Source organism: Candidatus Flexicrinis affinis (assembly GCA_016716525.1).
Lineage (GTDB): Bacteria > Chloroflexota > Anaerolineae > Aggregatilineales > Phototrophicaceae > Flexicrinis > Flexicrinis affinis.
Genome location: JADJWE010000010.1, coordinates 37,550 through 58,716 on the forward strand (window position 1 = coordinate 37,550; position 21,167 = coordinate 58,716).

A 21,167-nucleotide genomic window follows, 5' to 3' on the forward strand; every position below is an offset into this window, starting at 1 on the left:
TAAGAGATGTGTGCGATGCCCAGTTCAGTCCCCCCGACAAACCTCCCCATTCAGCCCGTTGACCCCAACAGCCCGGTGCCGCTGTACCATCAGGTCGAAATCGACCTGCAGATGCTGATTCGTTCAGGCGCGCTTGCGCCGGATGACTTGCTGCCGCCGGAAGTCGAGCTGTCGAAGCTGTATGGCGTCGGCCGACAAACCATCCGTATGGCCCTCTCGCGCCTCGTCGCCGAGAAGCTGATCGAGCGTCGTGCCGGGCGCGGCACGATGGTGCTTTCCGAACCCGATCGCAAGAGTTTCTACCTTGATCGCAGCTTCACCCGTCAGATGGCCGACCTCGGCATGACCGCCAGCTCGCAAGTGCTGCACGCCGCCCGCGGCGTGGTCGGTGCGAACGCCCCTAAAGACCTGCGTGACAGCCATGGCCGCCCGTGCTTCTATCTGGTGCGCCTGCGCTACGGCGGCGACCAGCCTATCGGCTTGCAGTACACGACCGTGCTGACTCAGCGCTGCGCCGACATCGACCGCTTTGACTTCAATACCGAGTCGTTGTACAGCGTTCTGTCGAGCCACTATCACCTCGTGATTCACTCGATCACGCACCGCATCACCGCGCTTGCCGCCGACGAGTCGCAGGCCGACCTGCTGGCCGTTAAGCCCGGCGACGCGCTGCTGCAAGTCGGCTGTGTCGCCTATCTGGACGACCACGAGATCATCGAGTCGAGCGTGAGTTACTATCGGACGGACAAATACGAGTTCACGATCACCGAGAAGCCGTAACCCGTCCGAAAGAAGGAGCGCCCGCCATGCTGACACTCACCGCCGAGGGCTGCGCCGTGCGCCGCCAGCGCCTGTGCGCCGTCGTCGAGGCCGACCTGCACATCCTCACCAACCCGCATCACATCTACTATTTCAGCGGGGTTTGGCTCAGCCCGCTATCGCTTGGCTCGAACGGTGCGCACGCCCTGTTGATCGACCGCACCAGCACGTGCACGCTGCTCACCCATAACATGATGGCCAATCAGGCGCGCGCCGGGTTTGCCGACGAAGTCGCCGTCTACCCGTCGTACAGCCCCGAGCCGCCGAGCCTCGGCAGTGCCGACTTGTACGGCGCGTACACGGACGCGCTCAACCGGTACGTCGAAATCCACGGCGCCAAGACCATCGGTTACGAGCGCGGTTTGCTGCCGCAAGGGATCGCCGCCGAGCGCCGCATCGACCTCAACGCGACGCTTCTGCACATGCGCCGCCGTAAGGACGCCGACGAACTCGCGCTGATCCGCCAAGCCGTGATCGCCGTTGAGGCCGGTCATGCCGCCCTGCGCGCCGCCGTTCGCCCCGGCATCACCGAGATCGACGCGTTCATGGCCGCGCAGGATGCGATCACCCGGGCCATCTCCGGGCCGGTTCACATGCTCGGCGATTTCGTCAGCGGGCCGCGCGCCGAACACATCGGCGGGCCGCCGACCCCGCGCGCGCTGCTCCCCGGCGACGTGATGATCGCCGACATCTTCCCGGTCATCGCCGGCTATCGCGCCGACTTCACCGCCACCCTCGCGGTCGGCGGCACCCTTAGTCCCGTCCAGCAGCGCCTCGACGACGCCCTCCACGGCGCGCTCCACGCCGGCGAGGCGTTGCTCAAAGCCGGCACGCGCGCCGCAGACGTCTATCACGCCGTGCACCGCGCCCTCGATGCGCACGGATTCGGCGCGCACTTCCCCCACCACGCCGGGCACGGCCTCGGCCTCGGCCATCCCGAACCGCCGTACTTCGTCCCCAACAGCGACGAGATTCTCGTCGCCGGCGATGTCGTTACGCTCGAACCGGGCGCCTACGGCAGCGGGTTCGCCGGCCGCATCGAACACAATTACCTCGTCACCGAAACCGGCGCCGAACGCCTCACCAACCACCTCACCCACATGGTCGGGTGATACTGATGGGGTTCCGCCCCAAGCCCCTTGCGGAGGCATGGAGGCAGCGCCTCTCCATACTGCGAACGCAAAACACCGCCGCCGCGATGTCATCGCGGCGGCGGTGTGTGTGGTGCTAGTGGGTGTTAGAACTCGACGATGTCGTCGTTGGGGAGCGCTTCGTCGTTCTTGCGCTTGGGCTTCTCGTCGGTGGTACGGGAGGCGCTGAACAGGCCGTACTGACAGGCGATGCTCAGCAAGATGGCGAGGACCACCCAATTGGACGGCAGCCACCACAGGAGCAGACCGAAAAGGATGAGGTGGCCGATGCCGATCGAGAACGTGCGGCCGTTGGGCAGGCGCACCTCGAACAGGCTGTGGCCGCCTTGGCCGAAGTTCGCGCTCCACTGCTGTTTCCGTTCGTTGCGGTGCGCGTCGCCGTTCTCTGAATGGGTGTGAATGGTCGGGTTGGTCATGATTGGATGCTCCAAGATTTGATATGTCGGTATGAGCAGTATACGGAGAATTTGGATTGGAGTTGCACGCGGGAGCGATGACCCTCAGCAAGTGGGGGCTAGCGTGGCGGCGTGGGTGTGGCGCGCGGGCAGTTGGGCGGGCCTTCCGGCGGATAGACCCAAGTTTGCGCGAGGGGACCGCCGAGCGCCATGAGTTGAAACTCGCGGTAGGTGGCCCACAGGGCATCGCAGTCGTTGTTGAGCGCGGCGGCTTGGCCTTGCAGGTACCAGCACTCGAAGGTGCGCTCGGCCGGGGCGACGTTTTGCATGGACTCCAGTGTCGAGCAGCGGTTGAGTGCGGCTTGCGCCGAGGGGAAGTCGCCGAGCAGGAAGTATTCGCGGCCCAAGCGATGCCAGCCCGCCGGCCAATCCGGCGCGCGTTCGGTGACCTCGGTGCAGGTGCGGATGGCCTGATCGAACTCGCGCAGCGTCGAGTGCAGCTCGCACAACCGCAGGCGCGCCTTGACATTCTCGCTGTCGAGCGCCAGCACGCGCAGGTATGACGTACTGGCTGTGCCGCCGTCGCCGATTTGAAGCGCGTAGAGCGCACGCTCGAAATGCAGCGGGATCAGCCCCCAATTGAGCGCGATGGCTTTGTCGACAGTGTCGGCGGCGTCGCGGTAGCGGCCTGCGTCGGACTGGACGACGGCCAGTGCGCGCAGGGCGTCGACCTGATAGTCGGTCGCCTTCACGGCTTGTTGAAGCTGAACCAGCGCTCGGTCGAAGCTGCCGAGGCCGGCGTAGGCGAGGCCGTAGACGACGCGCGCCATGGTGTGTGTGGGTTGGATTTGCAGCGCGCGTTCGCCCGCGTTGAACGCGGCGAGGCGTTGTCCATCGGCATGCAGGGCGAAAGCATAGGCGGCTTGAGCGTCCGCGGACTCCGGCGCTCGGTTGACCGCCGCCCGTGCGACATCCAGCGCACGCTTGCGGTCGGCCGCGCGATCCCAGTCGGTGTAGCTGCGATAGATTAGCGCGCGCACCATCATCAACGCGGCATCGGGTTGGCCCGGCGCCCCGGCGAGTACGCGTTCGGCGGCTTCAACGGCCCCGTCGAGGTCGCCGCCGGCAAACGCGCGCTGGGCATCGCCGAGGCCGCTGAGGTCGGGCTGGGGCTTAGGCGTGAGCGCGCCGCCGAGCCAGCCGAGTGCCAGCACGAGGATCCCGGCGAGTGCGCCGGTCAATAGGGTCAGGGGTGCACCGAAGCGTCGGCGGGAGCGGCGCGCCGACCACGGACGACGGTTGATCAACATGGAAGCAACAGGCCTTTCGGCACTGGTTGGTTGCATTGGTGTTCGCAAATGCTAACCAATCGCACGGGGAAATGCACGCGATTATGTGGGAAATCAGTGGATATTGCTGGATTTTAACGAAGTGCAAGCGCACCCGTAACGCCGCTACCCCGTGCCGTTGAGCACCGTGCGCAGGCGCACTTCCAGCTCGCACAGCATGACGGCGGTAGCGCCCCACACGACCTGCCCGCCCAGCACGTAGGCCGGGACGACGCGCGTGCCGGTCACCGTCTCGATCTCCGTGACGATGCGGTTGGCCGGATCGAAGAGATCGGCCAGCGCGACCGGGTACACTGCCGCGACCTCGTCCGGGTTCGGCACCAGCGGCGGCAGCCTGTGTTGATAGCCGACGTACGGGAAGACGTCGAAGTGGCTGGGCGGGATGTAGATCGGCGTCAGCGCGCCGAGCACGTCGACGCCCGACGTGTCGATGCCCAGTTCCTCGCCGGTCTCGCGCAGGGCGGTATGGGCAAAGTCGCGGTCGCCGTCGTCGCGCCGCCCGCCGGGGAAACTCATTTGCCCGCGGTGGCCGTTGAGCCGGTCGGTGCGGCGCGTCAACACCACCCGAAGGTCGCCGTCTTCGCCGGTGAGGAGCGCCAGCACGCCGGCCTGCTTGGGCGGTGGATCGGCCTGTCGCTCGATGCGTCCCCGCGGGGACATTTCGCGCCATGCCGCTTCGACGTCGAACGGCGCAAGGTTCAAGGCAGCACGGATGGTGTCGAGCGTGGGGGGCGTCATGCAGGGCGAATTTCCTAGTCGAGTAAGTTGTGCTCAAGCGCCGCGCGCGCCGCCTCGACACGATTCGTGACGTCAAGTTTGTTGAAGATGCTGCTGATGTGGAATTTGACGGTCGATATGCTGATAACGAGCATGGCGGCGATCTCGGAATTGTTCTTGCCGGCCACCACCTGCTTGAGGATTTCGCGCTCGCGCTGGGTAAGGCCGAAATCTGTGCTGGAGCGTGCGCGTGTGTCGTCCGCTGGCGCGGGTGTGTTGAGCAGCATACTGACAAATTCCGCCGACAGTACGATCGTGCCGGCATGCGCGGCGCGGATCGTGTGCGCGAGGTCGTCGATCGTCGCGTTCTTCAACACATAGCCCACGGCGCCAGCTTTGATCATCGCCTTGACGCTTTCGGTGTCCTGAAAGCTGCTCAGCGCGAGAACCTTGATCGACGGGAAGCGGCTGTGGATCCGCTGTGTCGCTTCGATGCCGTCCATCACCGGCATGATGACGTCCATCAGCACGACGTCGGGCCGCAGTTGGGCGACCAGTTCGATCGCCTCGCCGCCGTTGCTGGCATGGCCGACGATTGTCAGATCGTCGAACACGTCCTCCAGCGCCTCCAAGCCCTGATGCACGCGGAAATGGTCGTCTACCACGATCAAGCGAATACTCAAAGCGTCATCCTCACGGTGGTGCCAACGCCGACTTGGGTCGTCACCGTCAACACGGCGGCGATGCTCTCGGCGCGTTCCTTCATGATGCGCAGGCCGAAGTGATCGCTGGGCACGTCGTCCGGGTCGAAGCCGCGGCCGTCGTCGCGGATCACCAGCTCGGCGCCTTCGGGCAGCTTGCGCAGCGAAATGCGGACGAAATGCGCTTGCGCGTGGCGGGCGATGTTGTTGAACGCCTCCTGCGCGACCCGATAGAAGACCGTTTTCTGCTCGGCCGTCAACGGGATACCGGACATCAGGTCGTGGCGCACTTGCAGGCTGCTGTTGGCGGCAAAGATGCCGGTCAACTGCATCAGCGAGTCGGCGAGGTCGGTGCCGGTTAGCGCTTCGGGCCGCAGTTCGAGCAGCAGGGCGCGCATCTCGGCCTGTGCGCTGCGCGTAATGCCCGCAAGCTGCGTCGCGTATTTCATGGCGCGGTCGGGGTTCTTGGTCAGAATGCGTGGCAGTGCTTCGGCGATCGAGTTGATCGAGAACAGGCTTTGGCTGAGCGAGTCGTGCAGGTCGCGGGCGATCCGCTGACGTTCGTGGAGCGCGGCCAATTCGCTCGCCTGCGCGTACAGCTTCTCGATTTCAAGCCGCTGCTGATACAGCGTGAGATGTGTCCGCACGCGCACCAGCACCTCGTCCATGTCGATCGGCTTGGTCACGTAGTCGACCCCGCCGACGCTGAACCCGCGCACCTTGTCGACCGTCTCGTGCAGCGCGCTCATGAAGATTACCGGAATGTCGCGCGTGCGTGGATCGGCCTTGAGTTCGGCGCAGAAATCGAAGCCGTTGACCTTCGGCATCAGGATGTCGAGCAGGATCAAGTCCGGCAGCGAGTCCTTGAGCAAGTCGCGGGCCGCCTCGGCGCTCAGGGCCGTCAGCGTCTGATAACCCTTTTGCCCGAGGCCGATGCGCAGGACTTCGTTGTTGAGGGGTATGTCGTCAACCAGCAGAATGGTGGCGGCGGGCATGACCGAACCGTGACCCGGAAGCGTCGGCGTATCCGCTCAGTATAACCCGGAACGGTGCGCGGTCTCCGTAGTCCTGCCATCAGAGACCCGCACCTTAATGACCGTCGCGCCCTCTGCTACAATCGCGGCATTCACACATGAGGAGTTACACCGTGACCCGTACGGTACTCATCACCGGCGTGGCGGGCGGCATCGGCAGCGCCGCGGCACACGCCTTTCAGCAGGCCGGTTTCACTGTCGTCGGGGTGGATCGCAACCATCGCCCGGGGTTGGATGTCGACCATTTCATTCAGGCCGACATCGCCGACGAGGCCGACAACGAACGTATCTTCGATCAGGTCGCGCGCGAGGTCGCGTACCTCAACGTGCTGGTCAACAACGCCGCTGTGCAGATCACCAAACCGCTTGTGGATACCACGCCCGACGAGTGGGACTGGGTGATGAACAACAACCTGCGCGCGGTGTATCTGGCGATCCGGCGCGCCCACCCGCTGATGATCGGCGCTCCCGGCGGCGCGTCGATCGTCAACGTCAGCAGCGTGCACGCCGTCCAGACGTCGGCCAATATCGCTGCTTACGCAGCCAGCAAAGGCGCGATGCTGGCGCTGACCCGCGCGCTGGCGATCGAGCTGGCCCCGGCCAATATCCGCGTCAATGCCGTGCTGCCCGGCGCGGTCGATACGCACATGCTGCGCGCCGGCCTCAACCGCGATCATGCCGGTGGCGGCACGCTTGAACAGCGCCTCGAGACGCTGGCCTCCAAGACGGTCATCGGCCGTATCGGCCAGCCCGACGAGATCGCGCAAGCCATCGTGTACTTGGCCGACAACGAGCGCGCGTCGTTCGTCACCGGGCAGGCGCTGGTGATCGACGGCGGCGCGACGGCGCGCCTGAGCACCGAGTAATGCGCACGCTCGCCCGCCAAGTCCCGGGCGCGATCGGCACGGTCAACTTCGCGCGGCGGGTCGCCAATAACCCGGAGTGGTTCTTCAGCCCGCGCCGCTGGCATAGCGCCTATCGTATGCGCCGCTTCCGCAACCTCCACCGCGGCAAGCGCGCGTTCGTCATCGGCAACGGCCCGAGCCTCAACCAGATGGACTTGTCGCTGCTGAAGGACGAGATCACGTTCGGCGCCAACCGCATCTACCTGCTGTTCCCGCGCGCCGGTTTCAGCACCACGTACCTGAGCTGTGTCAACCCGACCGTGACCGAGCAGTTCGGCGCGGAGATGGGTGCCCAGCCCATGCCGAAGTTCTTCGGGTGGGCGTGCCGCGATCACGTGCCGTTCACGCCGGATACCGTGCTGCTCGCCCCGCCGAGCCGCCGGCCGCACTTCTCCACCGGCCCGACCCACACACTGTGGGAAGGCGCGACCGTGACCTTCGTCGCCATGCAGCTCGCGTTCTACATGGGCATCAGCGAGGTTATCCTGATCGGCGTGGATCACAACTTTGTCGACAAAGGCGCGGCCAACGAGAAGATCACCGCCGAGACCGACGACGCCAACCATTTCGATCCGAACTACTGGGGCAAGGGTGTGAAGTGGAACCTGCCCGACCTCGAAACCTCGGAGATCGCTTACGGGTTCGCCAGGGCGTACTTTCAGGCCAATGGACGGCGCATTGTCGACGCCACCGTCGGCGGTAAATTGACCGTGTTCGAGAAGGTCGATTACACGTCGCTGTTCTAGGGTTGCTGCTTTTTCCAAAGGGGCTTTCTCTGGACTCCAGAAAAGATGGCGCACGCGCCATCTTTTCGCGAGTAAGGAGGTGCAGGAGTGCAAACTCCTGCCGCGGTTTGGGGCAGCGCCCCAAGACACCGGCACACGCCCGATGCTGACGGGGTCGCAGTCGCGAATCTAGTTTTCGGCTTCCGAACTGCGGCTGACGGTGATGACGACGTTCCCCTTCTTGCGCCCGGTATCGACATAGCGGTGCGCTTCGACGATCTGCTCCAGCGGGTAGCAGCGGTCGATCACAGGGCGAACCGCGCCAGCCTCGACCAAGTCGACGATGGCATCCAGTTCTTCGAGACGCTCAGGCCCGTCGGAGTCGGTGAGGACGTTGAGATACGTGCCGCCGTGCTTCAAGGCCCGCTTGGCAAGCGCTGGCTGCAATTTGTCGACGGCGTCGAACACCACATTGAAGGCGCGTTCGGGCAGGGCGAACCCCGGCTGGGTGTAGTCGATGACGGTTTCCGCCCCGAGCGAACGCACGAGATCGAGATTAGCCGTGCTGCACACGCCGGTCACCGTGGCCCCGAAATGCTTGGCGATCTGTACGGCATACGTGCCGACCGCGCCCGACGCGCCGTAGATCAGTACGGACTGCCCCGGCTTGATGCTACCTTTGCGCAGGCAGCGGAGCGCCGTCATTCCCGCGCCCGGGATTGCGGCGGCCTGCTCAAACGAGATCTTCGCCGGTTTCTTAAGAATTATGCCGTCTTGGGGGAAGCACTTGTACTCGGCATAGCCCCCGAAGTTGACGCCGAACGTGGACGCCAGCACCGCGTCACTGACTTTGAACCGCGTGACATCGCGCCCTACCGCGTCGATGACGCCGGCTACCTCCATGCCGAGGACAGGACGTTTCGGCTTGCGTATGCCGAGGTAGGCCCGTGCGAACAGGCGCTGCAAACGCGGGCCGGGAATCCGCAAGCTGCGCATGACGGTGTCGCCGATGGTGACAGTCGTGGTGACGATCTTTACGCGGACCTCGTCCTGCCGCGGGGCTGGCGTGGCGACTTCCGCGAGTCGAAGGACATCGGGCGATCCGTAGCTTTCGTACACCACTGCTCTCATGAGCTGCCTCCGCGAACTATCGCTTTCCACGCCCGCCATGGGCCAGAGCAAGTGTAAGGGACACACTCCATCAGATCGCTGTAACGGCAGACGACAAGTGCGTCCTAGTCTCTATAGTACGACGTAATGACGTGATTTTGGTCACGCTGTCTGTGCTTCAGTTGTCACCTCAAGCGACATGCCGCAGCGCAAAGCGCGTGCAGCTATTCCAGGCGTTCTTTCCCCAAGCGTTTCAGTTCATCCAGCGCGAAGGCGACCGCGTCTTCCAGCGACAGCGCCCGGCCGGCCTCGTATTCGGCGCGGAACTCCGCCTCGCTCAAGCTGCTGCGCACACGCGTCACGACCGGTTCGACCTGCATGCTGTAATTCGGTTGATGGCGGATGTTCAACGATTCCTGTTTGGCGATGCTGGCGCCCAGCGCGCGAGCCGCGCTGTGTGGCCGGCCGATGCCGACGAGGGCTGCCGGCACCGTATATCCGAGCTGTAGCACGGTCATATAGCGAAACCCGACCTGCCACGCGAGCTGCAGCGCGGCATACGCGAGCCGCTGCGCGCGGTCGTACTCCTCAAGGTCGTAGGCGACTTCGGCGAGGTTCGCGTACGACATCGTCTCCCGGCGGCGTTCGCCCGTCTTTAGGACAATGCGAAGGCATGCCTCATAAGTGTCTTTCGCAAGCGTGTACTCGCCGTGCGCATGATATATGTTGGCCAGAATATTCAGAGCCTGTGCAATTCCGGGTTGGTCGTCCAGCGCTTCAACCAGCGACAAGCTCTCTTTGCACAACGTGAGTGCTGTCTGGTATGCGTTCCGATCGCCGGGCGCCGCATCGTACGTGCTCATCGCGTGGAACATGAGCGCCCATGCCGCGATGTGGCGATCGCCGGATTCGCGGGCTTGCTCCACGGCTCGTCCGTAGAACTCTCTCCCCTGTGCCGAGTCCTGCCGGCCTGCTGACATCGAACCCGCCGTCATCAGCACGGTGGCGCCTACGCTAGCGTCGACATCGTCAAGGTGTTCAAGCGCCTGATGCGCCCAGTGCAACCCCTCGACATGAAACCCTTCGTAAAACCAGAAATCGCGGAGCGCGCCGACAATGCGCGCGCCGATGCCGGCATCGCCCCCCGAGAGCGCCCACGCCAGCGCCGTACGGATGTTGTCGTGTTCGACCGAAAGCCGTGGATACCAGTACTCGCCTTCACGTTGGCGCAGAAACGGCTGCGCGCGCTCGACCAACTCGGCGACGTACGCAGCATGGCGGCGTTGCACGTCGACCGCGTCTCCGCTGTCGTCCAATCGTTCCCGTGCGTATGCCTGAATCGTCTCAAGCATAAAGAAACGCGGCTCGCCGTTGAAGTCTTCGGCCTGCCGGATCATGTTCTTGTCGACCAGCGCCGCCAGCGTGTCGAGGACATCGCTGTCCAGCCCGTCGCCGCATACCGCCTCGATTGCGCCCAACGACCGCCCGCCGCGGAACACCGACAGTCGCGCAAACAGCGCCTTCTCTGCAGGGCTGAGCAGGTTGTAACTCCAGTCGATAGTCTTACGCAGCGTCTGCTGGCGTGCCGGCGCGTCGCGCGCCCCGCCCTTGAGCGTGTCGAGGCGCTGCGCAAGCCGGGCGAGGATCGCCTCGGGAGTCAGGAACCGCGAGAGCGTCGCGGCCAGTTCGATCGCCAGCGGCATCCCGTCCAGTTGACGGCAGATGTCCGCCACGGTTTCGCGCGTGAACGGGTCGAGGTGGAAGTTCGGTTTGACGGCCTGCGCGCGCTGCACGAACAGCGCCACGGATTCGGGCTCGCCCCCGTTGTCGGCGAGGCTGAGCGGCGGAACGGGATAGACCTGTTCACCGGATACGCGCAGTGCCTCGCGGCTCGTCACCAAGATTCGCGGATGTTCGGTACCGGCCAACAGCTCGCGGACGACCACCGCCGCGTCGATGACCTGTTCGAAGTTGTCGAGGATCAACAGCATCTTGCGCAGGCTAATCGCCTGTTGAAGGGTTTCGATCATCGGCTGATCGCAGCAGTCGGCAACGCCGAGCGCCTGCGCGATCGCCGGCGCCACCATGGTCGGGTCGGTGATCGCTGCCAGGTCGACGAAGCACGTGCCGTCAGGAAACCGATCGGCGTGCTGGCTGGCAAAGCGGATGCCGAGGCGCGTTTTGCCCGTGCCCCCCGGGCCGGTCAACGTCAGCAGGCGGCTGTCGTGCAGCAGGGCCGCCACCTCTTCGATCTCGCGTTCTCTGCCGATGAACGACGTGAGCTGCGCCGGCAGCATGTGGCGTGGTTGAACCTGCGGATACTCGCCGGTCTTGAGGGCAAGCAGACCGAGTTCGCGCGCCTTGTCGGCGGCTTCGTCGCGGCCCGGCACGTCCAGCTTGCTGTAGATCTGCTTGGCGTACCAGCGTACCGTCTCCACGCCAATGAACAGGCGATCGGCAATCTCGCGATTGGACTGCCCGTCCGCCATAAGCTGAAGGATCTCGATTTCGCGTGGTTTGAAGGTGCCCAGCGGCTCCACGATTACCCCCGGTTATCGTGATATCAGTGTAATGCAGACGCGGCGAATGTGTATATCGCCATACCCCCGCAAAGGGCGGGTTTTTTCCACCCACCCCGGGTGATGACGGCCACCCCCCACCGGGCGTATTGTATGAATGTACGAGGGAACAGAGGAATACACATCATGTACAACAATCCGTGGATGCAGTACGAGACGATCGATAACCACGGTCGTGAGCTGCGCAAGAAGGCCGACGCCTACCGCTTGGCGAGACTGACGCGCCGTGACCGCTATGGCCCAATGCAGCGCGTGGCCTCGGCCGTCGCCGCGCTGTTCAGCCGGACACCGGCCCAGCGCGCCGCGCCGATCACGCAGACCCGCGAGGTTGAGCGCATTCGCTCGCCGCAGGCCGACCTGCTGAACAGGGCTGCGTGATGCGGTTCCATAACCGGGTAACCGGAAGACATCGACGAAACGCCGTGGAGGTCACATCCCCCACGGCGTTTCATTTTCGAGTGGCGAAACCTCAACTCCACAAGGGGCGCACGCCTTTTGGCGGGGTTTGGGGCGGCGCCCTAACGCATCGCTTAGGCGAACCGCTGCTTGTGCTGCCACGGCCATTGGCCGACGGTGATGTTCCACGCCTCGAGCCCCAACACGGTGACACCGGTCATACGCCGCCGGTCACGAACGTCACGGGCTGGGCATCCCGCCCGACTCGCACCGCACCCGACCACACGGTAAACTCGACAGTCAACGCGCCGCAGAGTTCGTGGGAATTGCTCAGGCGGCATATTCAACCATCTGCCAGAATAGACGAGACGAGTTAGACCTCTGGCGCCGCGCGGCGCCCCTGACCGGTTATGTCGACGCTCTCCTTCCTGCTGGACCATTACCCGCTCCACGCGGACGCCTACGACGAGACATTCGAGTCCGATGGATCGCCGCGTGCGCCGTATCGCGCGCTGGTCGAAAAGCTCTCCGAACTGTCGGCGGAGGAGTTGGCCTTCCGTCAGCGCGCCGCCGACCTGACCTTCCTCAATCAGGGCATCACGTTCACGGTCTACGGCGACACGCAGGGGACCGAGCGCACCTTCCCGTTCGATCTGCTTCCGCGCATCCTCAGCGGCAAGGAATGGGCGCACATCGAGGCCGGCCTCACCCAGCGCCTGACCGCGCTCAACCTGTTCCTGCACGACATCTACCACGATGGCAAGATCTTCAAGGACAAGGTCGTGCCGTATCCGCTGATCGCCAGCAGCAAGCATTACCGGCGCGAAATGCGCGGCGTGGCCGTACCGCACGGGGCCTACGTCAATATCTGTGGCACCGACCTCGTCAGGCTTCCCGGCGGCGAATTCGCCGTGCTGGAGGATAACCTGCGCGTGCCGAGCGGCGTCAGCTACATGCTGGCCAATCGTCAGGTCGCCAAGAACGTGTTCCCGCGTGTGTTCCGCAACTACGGCGTGCGCCCGGTCGATCACTACGGCCAAGCCCTGCTCACGACGCTGCAGTCGCTGGTGCCGCAAGTCGAGTCGCCGAACATCGTGCTGCTCAGCCCCGGCGTGTTCAACTCCGCCTACTACGAGCACACCTTCCTCGCCCGCCAGATGGGCATTCAGTTGGTCGAGGGGCGCGACCTGCTCGTGCACGATAACGTTGTCTATATGCGCACGACCAGCGGCTTGCAGCGCGTCGACGTGATCTACCGCCGCATCGATGACGATTTCCTCGACCCGCTGACCTTCCGCGCCGACTCGGGGCTGGGTGTCAACGGGCTGTTCAACGCCTACCGCGCCGGATCGGTGGCGCTCGCCAATGCGGTCGGCACCGGCATCGCCGACGACAAGGCGGTTTACGCCTACGTCCCCCAGATCATCAAGTACTACCTCGGCGAGGAGCCGCTGCTGCCCAACATCGAGACGTTCATCCTAGACGACCCGGCCCAGCGCCAGCACGTGATCGGCCACATCGACAAAATGGTCGTCAAGGCGGTGGGTGAAGCCGGCGGATACGGCATGTTGATCGGCCCACACAGCACAACCGCCGAACAACAACAGTTCGTCACGGCGATCAACGCCAACCCGCGCAACTACGTCGCTCAGCCAACGCTGGCGCTGTCGACCGCGCCGTGCTTCATCGAGGGCAACATCGAGCCGCGGCACATCGACCTGCGCCCGTTCGTGCTGTTCGGAAAGAACGTCACGATCGTCCCCGGCGGCCTCACGCGCGTCGCCCTGCGCCGGGGGTCGCTGGTCGTCAATTCGTCGCAGGGCGGCGGCAGCAAAGATACGTGGGTGCTCGATGAGTGACGCGAGCGCGATGCTGTCGCGGGTGGCCGACAGCCTGTACTGGATGAGCCGCTACCTCGAACGCGCCGAAAACACGGCCCGTCTGATCGACGTCTACATGAACATCAGCCTCGACGTGCCGGACGCCTACGAGCGCGAGCGCGTCCGCCGCTTGCAGCAGGCGTTCTCGATCGAACCCGCTGACGAGCCCGATGTCGACAAGCTGCTGCAGCAGCTCACCTTCGACGCGACCCTCGGCCCGTCGATCATCGCCAACATCACCCATGCCCGCGAGAACGCGCGGCAGGTGCGCGAACAGATCAGCAGCGAGATGTGGACGCAGATCAACACGCTGTATCTGGACGTGCGCTACGCCAAAGTTGACGGCATCTGGCAGGACGCGCCGCACAGCTTCTACAACAAGGTCAAGGAAGGGTCGCACCTGTTTCAAGGCATCACCGACGCAACCATGAACCACAATCAGGGCTGGCACTTCATCCAGCTTGGCCGGTCGATCGAGCGTGTCATCAACCTGCTGCGGCTGATGTCCGTCCACTTTGACGATCACGTGCTGACGACGCACATCGACTTCGCCACCACGCGCTACTTCGAGCTGGTGTCGGTGCTCAAGTCGGTCAGCGCGTTCGAGGCGTACTGTAAGGTGTACAACGCCAACCTGCAAACCGGTTGGATCACCGAGTTTCTGCTGTTCAACCGCGAGTTTCCGCGCTCGCTGCGGTTCGGCGTCGACAAGATACAGGCATCGCTGACGACCATCGCCGACCTGACCGGGCGCAACAAAGGGACCCGCCTTTACCGCCTTGCCGGGCGCTTGCAGTCGATGTTGAGTTACGATGAGTTGGGCGACATCGGCGATCTGCACGACTACCTCGACGCCGTCACCGAGCAGATCGCGGAGATTCACAACCTGCTGTTCGACACGTTCATCACCTATTCGATCGACACGGCCCTGTAGACGCGCGCATGATCTACGCTATCACGCACCTGACTCTCTACACTTACAGCGAACCGGTCACCGACAGTGTGATGGAGGTCCGCAAGCAGCCCCGCAGCGAAGGCCCGCAGCGCAGCTTGCGCTTCACGCTCGACGTGCGCCCGCGCGCCAAGCTGTTCCACTATCGTGACGAGTTCGGCAACGTCGTGCACACGTTTGACCTGCCAGCCCCGCATGACCGCCTCGCCGTCAAATCGGAGGCAGTGGTCGAGGTTAAGCCGCTGCCCGCGCTGCCGGACAGCCTGCCCGAGTCGGCATGGGACGAGATCGACGCGATAACGCTCGAGCCGGCATTCTACGACCTGCTGCTGCCGGGGCCGTTCACGCACCCGACACCGCTGCTGGCCGGGTTCGCCCAAGAGATCGGGTTCCGGCGCGGCCCCGACCCGCTGACGACCGTCCGCACGCTGAGCACTGCCCTGTACAAAGCCATCGCGTACGATCAGAACGTCACACAGGTCGACTCGCCGATCGACGACGCGCTTGAGGCGCGGCGCGGCGTATGCCAAGATTACTCGCACATCATGTTGACGCTGCTGCGCGAGGCGGGTATCCCGTCGCGCTATGTCAGCGGCTACCTTTTCCACCGCCGCGAAGATCACGACCGGTCGCAGGCCGATGCGTCGCACGCGTGGGTCGAGGTTTGGCTCCCGTCGTTGGGGTGGGTGGGCTTCGACCCGACCAACAACCTGATCGTCGGGGAACGGCACGTGCGCGTGTGCGTGGCCCGCGACTATTTCCACGCCTCGCCGGCGCGCGGGGTGTTCCGTGGCACCGCCGAGACCGAGCTGGACGTCCGCGTGAAGGTCGCGCTGATGGACGAGCTGCCGGTGGACGAGCGCGAGCTTGCGCCGGAGATCGCGCTGCCGCAATACGAGATGCAGAGCACACTGCTCCACCAGCAGGCGCAACAACAGCAGCAGTGACCCGCAAGGACATTCCGCAGGTGCGCTCCGCCGGGCCGTACCTGTGATAATGTGCGGGCTTTCCCCTGACAACTGACTCCTGACAGCGCCCACCTGCTATACTCATCGCACTTTGGGCGCAAGATCCGCCCCGCATAGACCTGAGGGGAACGAACGATGGACGTGAAGACGATTCAGCAGCAGGCCGAGTCAATGCAGGACACGCTGGTCAATTGGCGCCGGCACATCCACATGTATCCAGAACTCAGCTTTCAGGAATACAAGACGGCGCAGTTCGTCGCCAATACGCTGCGCGACATGGGCCTCGAGGTCGAGACCGGCGTGGGCAAGACCGGCGTGGTGGCGCGCTTGGGCGAAGGATCGCCGGTGGTCGGCATCCGCGCCGACATGGACGCGCTGCCCATCGACGAGGCCAACGATGTGCCGTACAAGTCGCAGAACCCGGGTGTGATGCACGCCTGCGGGCACGACGCGCATACCGCCATGCTGCTCGGCGCGGCCAAGATCTTGAGCGAGATGCCCGACCGCCCCGCCGGCGAAATCCGCTTCTTCTTCCAGCCCAGCGAGGAGAATCAGGATGTCGAGGGCAAGAGCGGCGCGATGCGCATGGTCGAGGAAGGCATCATGAACGGCGTCGACAAGGTGATCGCCTTGCACGTCGACAGCGCCATGGAGTCGCGCAAGGTGGCGGTCAACGACGGATGGGCGTCGGCGGCGGTCGACTCGTTCGAGGCGACCATCATCGGCAAGGGATGCCACGGGGCGTATCCGCACACCGGCGTCGACCCGATCTACCTGTTCGCACAGGTCGTCAACGCCATTCAGGGCGTGCGCGCCCGCCGTGTGAACCCGACCCGCGGCGCGGTGATCTCGATCGGTTCGGTGCATGCCGGCGCGGCCAACAACGTGATCCCCAACGAGGTGCAGATCACCGGCACGATCCGCAGCTTTGACGACGAGACGCGCGACGAGCTGTGGAGTGGGCTGGAGTCGGCGATGGAGGTGGCGCGTGCGCTGGGCGGCGATTACCGGCTCAAGTTTGAGCGCGGCTACCCGGCCATGTACAACGCCGCCGAAGTGTCGGACGTGATTCGCGATGTGACCAAGACGGGTTACGGCGACGACGGCCTGATCGACCACGAGGTCGGCATGGGCGCGGAGGACTTCAGCTACATGCTGCAGGCTGCCCCGGGCGCGATGTTCAACCTCGGCGCCAAGTACGACGACAAGGACCGGCCGCACCACAGCCCGGTGTTCAACATCGCCGAGGACATGCTGCCGGTGGGCGTCACCGTGCTGGCGAGCGCGGCGCTCAAGCTGCTGGAGAACGGCGAGGCGTAACAGAGGCGGTTCAGGTTAGAAGACATACGACGCGGGGAGGTGTTTAGCCTCCCCGCGTTTGTGTGGTGGCAGCAATCCCGTTTACTCATCTTCGGGCGGTAGGCTCGCCAGCAAGGCCTCGACGGCGTGCTGCACATCCGAGATTCGCTCAACTGCATCCCAAACAATGACGGTATCCACCGCGTCATACTGATGAATCAGCACATCACGGAAACCCTTCACTGCGCGCCAGTCCACCGAAGCCTGCTGATCCAACAGCGCATCGGGCAACCGCTTTGCGACTTCGCCGATGACTTCAAACGCGCGAATCACGGCAAGCTGTGTCTTGCGATCTCTGCCGAAAGCAACACTGTCCATACCCGCAGTAAAGGCTCGTATGTCATTTACAGAGCCGGCCATATCCAGTAGGTAGTCGCGCGTAGACTTCTTCACAGTGGAACGACGTCATCTGCGATACGCTGGCGAAAACGCTCGTTCATACCGCCCTCGCTAACGACGTTCACCTCGCGGTCGAGCAGATCCTGCAAGTCCTGCCACAAGGCTGACAAATCGAACAGACTCGCGCCGGGCCGGAACGCGACCAGCACGTCGATGTCGCTTTCGGGGGTCGCGTCGCCGCGCGCCACGCTGCCGAAGACGCGCACGTTGTACGCGCGGTGACGCCGTGCTAGCTCAAGGATTTCGTCGCGTCGAGCGCGCAGGTCGTCAAGGGAGGGAACGGTCTTGGCAGGATCAGTCAACGTGATGACTCCGCGTGTTTGTCTCGATTATAGCAGTGTTCGTGCCGTCACCCGCGCTACAATCGGCCTACCCCTCGCTGACCGGGAGGCCGATATGTTCGCGCGGGCGATCGCCGCGTTTCTAATGCTGCCGGGCGTGTTCATGTTTGCCGTGCCGGTCGTGCTCGCTGCCGCCACCGGCCCCGCGCAGATCGTCCAACCCTTCGGCCTGATTCCGGTCGTCGTGGGCACCGCCGGGGCGCTGTGGTGCGCCCGCGACTTCTACGTGCGCGGCAAGGGCACGCCCGCGCCGTGGATGCCGCCGACCGCGCTTGTGATCGCCGGGCTGTACCGCTACACACGCAACCCGATGTATGGCTCCGGCGTGCTGATCGTCACGGGCTGGGCGATCGCGTTCGGGTCGCTGGTCGTGGCGGGGTACGCGGCGCTGATTGCTGTCGCATTTCATCTGCGCCTCGTGCAGTACGAGGAGCCGGTGCTGGCGCGGACGTTCGGCCCGGCGTGGGAGGACTACAAGCGCCGCGTCCCGCGCTGGTTGGGACGGCACACGCCCATCTCGTGATCCTTCGCGCCCGTAAGAGTGCTAAATATCACGTCGTGCGCGGACAACCCCGTGCCACAATGAATCCGAAGGCTTGCGCAGCGCTTTAATCCTGTGAGGATTGCATCGTGGCTGAGACTCAGGTTGACGTGGTGGTCATCGGCGGGGGAATTGCCGGGCTTTCGGCGGCAGCCCACTTGGCCGAAGCCGGCAAGCGCGTCGTGCTGTTCGAGCAGCACGACAAGCCCGGCGGATACTACACGTCGTTCGTGCGCCGCGGCATCATCTTCGACATCACCGCCCACTGGACGGTCGCCCCGGCGGACGTCAACAAGATGCTCGCGGACCTCAACGCGCCGGGCATCGACTTTGTGCACCATCCGTTCATCGGGCAGTACTTCGGCCCCGATTCCAAGCACGGCATCTGGCTCGGCAACGACCGCGAGCGCTTCGTGCGCTCGATCATGCACGCGTATCCAAGCGCTAGCCGAGACTCGATCGATACGCTGATCGATCTGTCGCTCAAGGTCGAAGCCGAGATTGCGGGCGCGCACTTCGCCAGCCCCGAGCTGATGTCTCCGCTGGGCAAGATCGGGATGTTGGTGCAGGTTCCCCTCAAGCTCAGGCGCGTCATGAAGTACGGCAGCATGCCGGCCGAAGAACTCTTGACGTCGCTGTTCCCCGGGGACGCGCTGGCGGGCCTGCGCGCGGCGATGTACATGCTCGCGCCGATCAAAGACTTCAACGCGATCGGGATTCTCCTGTACATAGGCTTCGCGCTGCGGGGCAAAGCGTATCAGCCGCGCGGCGGTGCGATCGCGGCGGCACAGGCGTTCGCTGAAGCGGCACACCACAACGGCGCCCAACTGCGATGCGGCGAAACCGTCACGCAAATCCTCGTCGAAGATCGGCGCGTGCGCGGCGTCGTGCTGCAAAGCGGCGAGGTGGTGAAGGCGGACTGTGTAGTGTCCGCCGCGGACATCCGGCAGACGTTCTTCAACCTCATGGATCGCAACCTCGTCCCGGCAGAGTATCAAGTCAAACTCGAAACGACGCCGATCTCCAGCACGTTTGTCATCGTTTCGCTGGTGGTCGACGCGAAGCCGGCGGACTTCGGCTTCGAGCACATGGACGCCTTTTACACCGATACGGCGGACATCGCGCAGGCGCTGACCCCGGACGACCCCGCCCGATCGCTCGTCTCGATCCAGTTCCCGGAATTCCGGGACGAAACAGCCGATCTATCGCACTACGGCGTACAACTGGTCGCGCTGGCCTCGTTCGACTTCCGCGAGCAGTGGGCCTCCGGTGACGGCCACGCCCGCACCGAGTCGTATCGTGCGATGAAGGAGAAGATTGCGGCGGAACTGATCGCCCGCGCAGAGAAATACTGGCCGGGTCTGCGCGATCACATCGTCGAGATGGACATCGCCACCCCGCTGACGATGCATGCCTACACGCGCAACGATCAAGGCGCGTCGGTCGGGTGGAGCTACACGAGCAAGGAGCGCTGGACACAGCGAGTACCGTTCGTGGAGGGCCTCTATCTTGCCGGGCACTGGGTCGGGCCGTCGGGCGTCTACAACGTGGCGAAGTCCGGCAAGAACGCCGCCGAACTCATCTTGAAAGGCCGATAATCTGGCTCGGCGCGCGACACGCCCTCGCGCCGCGATCCTCAAGCCCATGAAACGCGGACGATCGACACGCGCTGACATAACCATGATCCACACCGAAACGGTCGGCACCGCGCTGCCGGTCGAGCAAATCGATTAGCGTCTCAGGCTGCTCACAGACGATCCGGCGCGCTGAAACGCACCGTGGAGCGCCTTTCAGGCTTATACTGCAACCATGTGGCCGCCGCTGCGCCTTGGCTTCGGTTACCGCTTCGTCTTCGAGCTGCGACAGGAGGGGGTCATTCGCCATGAGCAACTCAACCGTCGAACTAAGCCCGCGAGAACGCGCCATCATCGTGGAAACAGCCGAGCAGGCGATGTGGAGGTCAAGCTGGAACGGCACCCCTGCACAGCTTCGTGAGCAGCTCGACATGCATCTTTACGAGGTGGGAGGGGCATCTGCGACAGTCATCGGCACGTTCCCGGTCGCCTTCTTCAACCGTGTACTTGGCCTCGGGATTCACGAGCCCGCCACGGAGTCGTTGGTGGATGAACTCATCGCCATTTACAGCCAATACGACGTGCCGCGGTCGATCTCGCTCAGCCCGCTCGCGCAGCCATCCGGCGTGGCGGACTGGCTGACAGCTCGCGGATTCAAGCACACGTCAAGCCACGCCAAGGTGCTGCGCGGTCGGGAAGATCCTCCCACCATAGCAACCGACCTCCGGATTGAGCGCGTCGGTCCGCACAACGCGGCGGTGTTTGCACAGGTCAATCGGCACGCGTTCGGAATGCCGGACTGGTACGAGATCATGGCGGAACGCTTGTTTGATCAGGCCAATTTCCACGGCTATATCGCGTATGACGGCGATACGCCTGCCGGTTCGGGCCTTCTGTACGTGTCGGGAGACGTAGGCGGTCTCTACAGCGGCGCCACCCTGCCGGAGTACCGGCGGCGCGGCGCGCAGGGTGCCATCATGGCCCAGCGTATTCGTGACGGTATCGATCTCGGCTGTCGCTGGTTCACAACAGAAACCGATGTGGAGACACCAGACGCCCCCAACCCGTCGTATCACAATATGCTGCGCACCGGCTTTGAGCTCGTCTACGAGCGCCCGACCTACGAGTATCAGCCCGGGGACTAAGCCCTTCGGGCCACATCTGCCGGCCTGTGCTCATGTCACGGTACGCCGTCTACGCCATGCGGATGTCATGATCGCAACGCCGAAACCGGGACAAACGTCACTACACCCATGCCGCGCAGGACAGATA

Annotated in this window: 21 protein-coding genes; 12 read left to right on the plus strand and 9 right to left on the minus strand. The window is 64.2% G+C overall.

Annotation, left to right across the window (positions count from 1 at the left end):
* The first annotated feature begins 15 nt into the window (after positions 1–15).
* Together IPM16_22360 and IPM16_22365 are read left to right on the plus strand one after the other, a co-directional pair.
* On the plus strand, positions 16–780 hold the full coding sequence (locus IPM16_22360; GenBank protein MBK9125849.1) for a GntR family transcriptional regulator: 765 nt from the start codon (positions 16–18) through the stop codon (positions 778–780).
* 26 nt (positions 781–806) lie between these two features.
* Positions 807–1,931, plus strand: coding sequence for an aminopeptidase P family protein (locus IPM16_22365; protein MBK9125850.1), 1,125 nt, complete (start codon positions 807–809; stop codon positions 1,929–1,931).
* A gap of 125 nt (positions 1,932–2,056) precedes the next feature.
* Here IPM16_22365 and IPM16_22370 read toward each other — a convergent pair whose 3' ends face one another.
* The 5 genes from IPM16_22370 to IPM16_22390 form a co-directional block, all read right to left on the minus strand.
* Complete coding sequence (locus IPM16_22370) at positions 2,057–2,386, minus strand: hypothetical protein (GenBank protein MBK9125851.1); 330 nt, start codon at positions 2,384–2,386, stop codon at positions 2,057–2,059.
* Positions 2,387–2,484: 98 nt separating this feature from the next.
* Positions 2,485–3,675 (minus strand): tetratricopeptide repeat protein, encoded by a 1,191-nt coding sequence (locus tag IPM16_22375; GenBank protein ID MBK9125852.1) that lies wholly within the window; start codon positions 3,673–3,675, stop codon positions 2,485–2,487.
* Between the two features lie 144 nt (positions 3,676–3,819).
* Entirely contained in the window at positions 3,820–4,452 is a 633-nt protein-coding gene (locus IPM16_22380; protein ID MBK9125853.1) for a CoA pyrophosphatase, read from the minus strand.
* Positions 4,453–4,466: 14 nt separating this feature from the next.
* Entirely contained in the window at positions 4,467–5,114 is a 648-nt protein-coding gene (locus IPM16_22385; GenBank protein MBK9125854.1) for a response regulator transcription factor, read from the minus strand.
* The gene (locus IPM16_22390; GenBank protein ID MBK9125855.1) at positions 5,111–6,127 is read right to left on the minus strand and encodes a response regulator; all 1,017 of its coding nucleotides are present in this window, start codon (positions 6,125–6,127) and stop codon (positions 5,111–5,113) included. The genes IPM16_22385 and IPM16_22390 overlap by 4 nt, the downstream gene beginning before the upstream one ends.
* A 152-nt stretch (positions 6,128–6,279) precedes the next feature.
* Between IPM16_22390 and IPM16_22395 the strand changes: the two genes are divergently transcribed.
* A complete protein-coding gene (locus IPM16_22395) occupies positions 6,280–7,032 on the plus strand; it encodes an SDR family oxidoreductase (GenBank protein ID MBK9125856.1) in 753 nt (250 codons plus the stop codon).
* A 203-nt stretch (positions 7,033–7,235) separates the two neighbouring features.
* On the plus strand, positions 7,236–7,817 hold the full coding sequence (locus IPM16_22400) for a hypothetical protein (GenBank protein ID MBK9125857.1): 582 nt from the start codon (positions 7,236–7,238) through the stop codon (positions 7,815–7,817).
* Between the two features lie 168 nt (positions 7,818–7,985).
* On the opposite strand, the gene IPM16_22405 is transcribed toward IPM16_22400, so the two are convergent.
* Both IPM16_22405 and IPM16_22410 read right to left on the minus strand, forming a co-directional pair.
* Positions 7,986–8,927, minus strand: a complete 942-nt coding sequence (locus tag IPM16_22405) for an NAD(P)-dependent alcohol dehydrogenase (GenBank protein MBK9125858.1) — start codon at positions 8,925–8,927, stop codon at positions 7,986–7,988.
* A 203-nt stretch (positions 8,928–9,130) separates the two neighbouring features.
* The gene (locus tag IPM16_22410) at positions 9,131–11,446 is read right to left on the minus strand and encodes a tetratricopeptide repeat protein (protein ID MBK9125859.1); all 2,316 of its coding nucleotides are present in this window, start codon (positions 11,444–11,446) and stop codon (positions 9,131–9,133) included.
* Positions 11,447–11,611: 165 nt separating this feature from the next.
* Here IPM16_22410 and IPM16_22415 point away from each other — a divergent pair, with 165 nt between their 5' ends.
* The 5 genes from IPM16_22415 to IPM16_22435 all read left to right on the plus strand — a co-directional run bounded on the left by IPM16_22415 (position 11,612) and on the right by IPM16_22435 (position 17,001).
* On the plus strand, positions 11,612–11,863 hold the full coding sequence (locus IPM16_22415; GenBank protein ID MBK9125860.1) for a hypothetical protein: 252 nt from the start codon (positions 11,612–11,614) through the stop codon (positions 11,861–11,863).
* Positions 11,864–12,291: 428 nt separating this feature from the next.
* Complete coding sequence (locus IPM16_22420; protein MBK9125861.1) at positions 12,292–13,740, plus strand: circularly permuted type 2 ATP-grasp protein; 1,449 nt, start codon at positions 12,292–12,294, stop codon at positions 13,738–13,740.
* Between the two features lie 10 nt (positions 13,741–13,750).
* Positions 13,751–14,695, plus strand: coding sequence for an alpha-E domain-containing protein (locus IPM16_22425; GenBank protein ID MBK9125862.1), 945 nt, complete (start codon positions 13,751–13,753; stop codon positions 14,693–14,695).
* Positions 14,696–14,703: 8 nt separating this feature from the next.
* Positions 14,704–15,660: a transglutaminase family protein gene (locus IPM16_22430; protein MBK9125863.1), complete on the plus strand. Its 957-nt coding sequence runs from the start codon at positions 14,704–14,706 to the stop codon at positions 15,658–15,660.
* A gap of 156 nt (positions 15,661–15,816) precedes the next feature.
* Complete coding sequence (locus IPM16_22435) at positions 15,817–17,001, plus strand: amidohydrolase (GenBank protein MBK9125864.1); 1,185 nt, start codon at positions 15,817–15,819, stop codon at positions 16,999–17,001.
* A gap of 81 nt (positions 17,002–17,082) precedes the next feature.
* Here the strand turns inward: IPM16_22435 and IPM16_22440 are convergent, their stop codons facing one another.
* Entirely contained in the window at positions 17,083–17,433 is a 351-nt protein-coding gene (locus IPM16_22440) for a DUF86 domain-containing protein (GenBank protein ID MBK9125865.1), read from the minus strand.
* Complete coding sequence (locus IPM16_22445; protein ID MBK9125866.1) at positions 17,430–17,741, minus strand: nucleotidyltransferase family protein; 312 nt, start codon at positions 17,739–17,741, stop codon at positions 17,430–17,432. Before IPM16_22445 ends, IPM16_22440 begins: the two co-directional genes overlap by 4 nt.
* 94 nt (positions 17,742–17,835) lie before the next feature.
* Here IPM16_22445 and IPM16_22450 point away from each other — a divergent pair, with 94 nt between their 5' ends.
* The 3 genes from IPM16_22450 to IPM16_22460 all read left to right on the plus strand — a co-directional run bounded on the left by IPM16_22450 (position 17,836) and on the right by IPM16_22460 (position 21,040).
* Positions 17,836–18,303 (plus strand): isoprenylcysteine carboxylmethyltransferase family protein, encoded by a 468-nt coding sequence (locus IPM16_22450; protein ID MBK9125867.1) that lies wholly within the window; start codon positions 17,836–17,838, stop codon positions 18,301–18,303.
* Between the two features lie 107 nt (positions 18,304–18,410).
* Entirely contained in the window at positions 18,411–19,919 is a 1,509-nt protein-coding gene (locus tag IPM16_22455; protein MBK9125868.1) for an NAD(P)/FAD-dependent oxidoreductase, read from the plus strand.
* A 284-nt stretch (positions 19,920–20,203) separates the two neighbouring features.
* On the plus strand, positions 20,204–21,040 hold the full coding sequence (locus tag IPM16_22460) for a GNAT family N-acetyltransferase (protein MBK9125869.1): 837 nt from the start codon (positions 20,204–20,206) through the stop codon (positions 21,038–21,040).
* Positions 21,041–21,167: the final 127 nt, after the last annotated feature.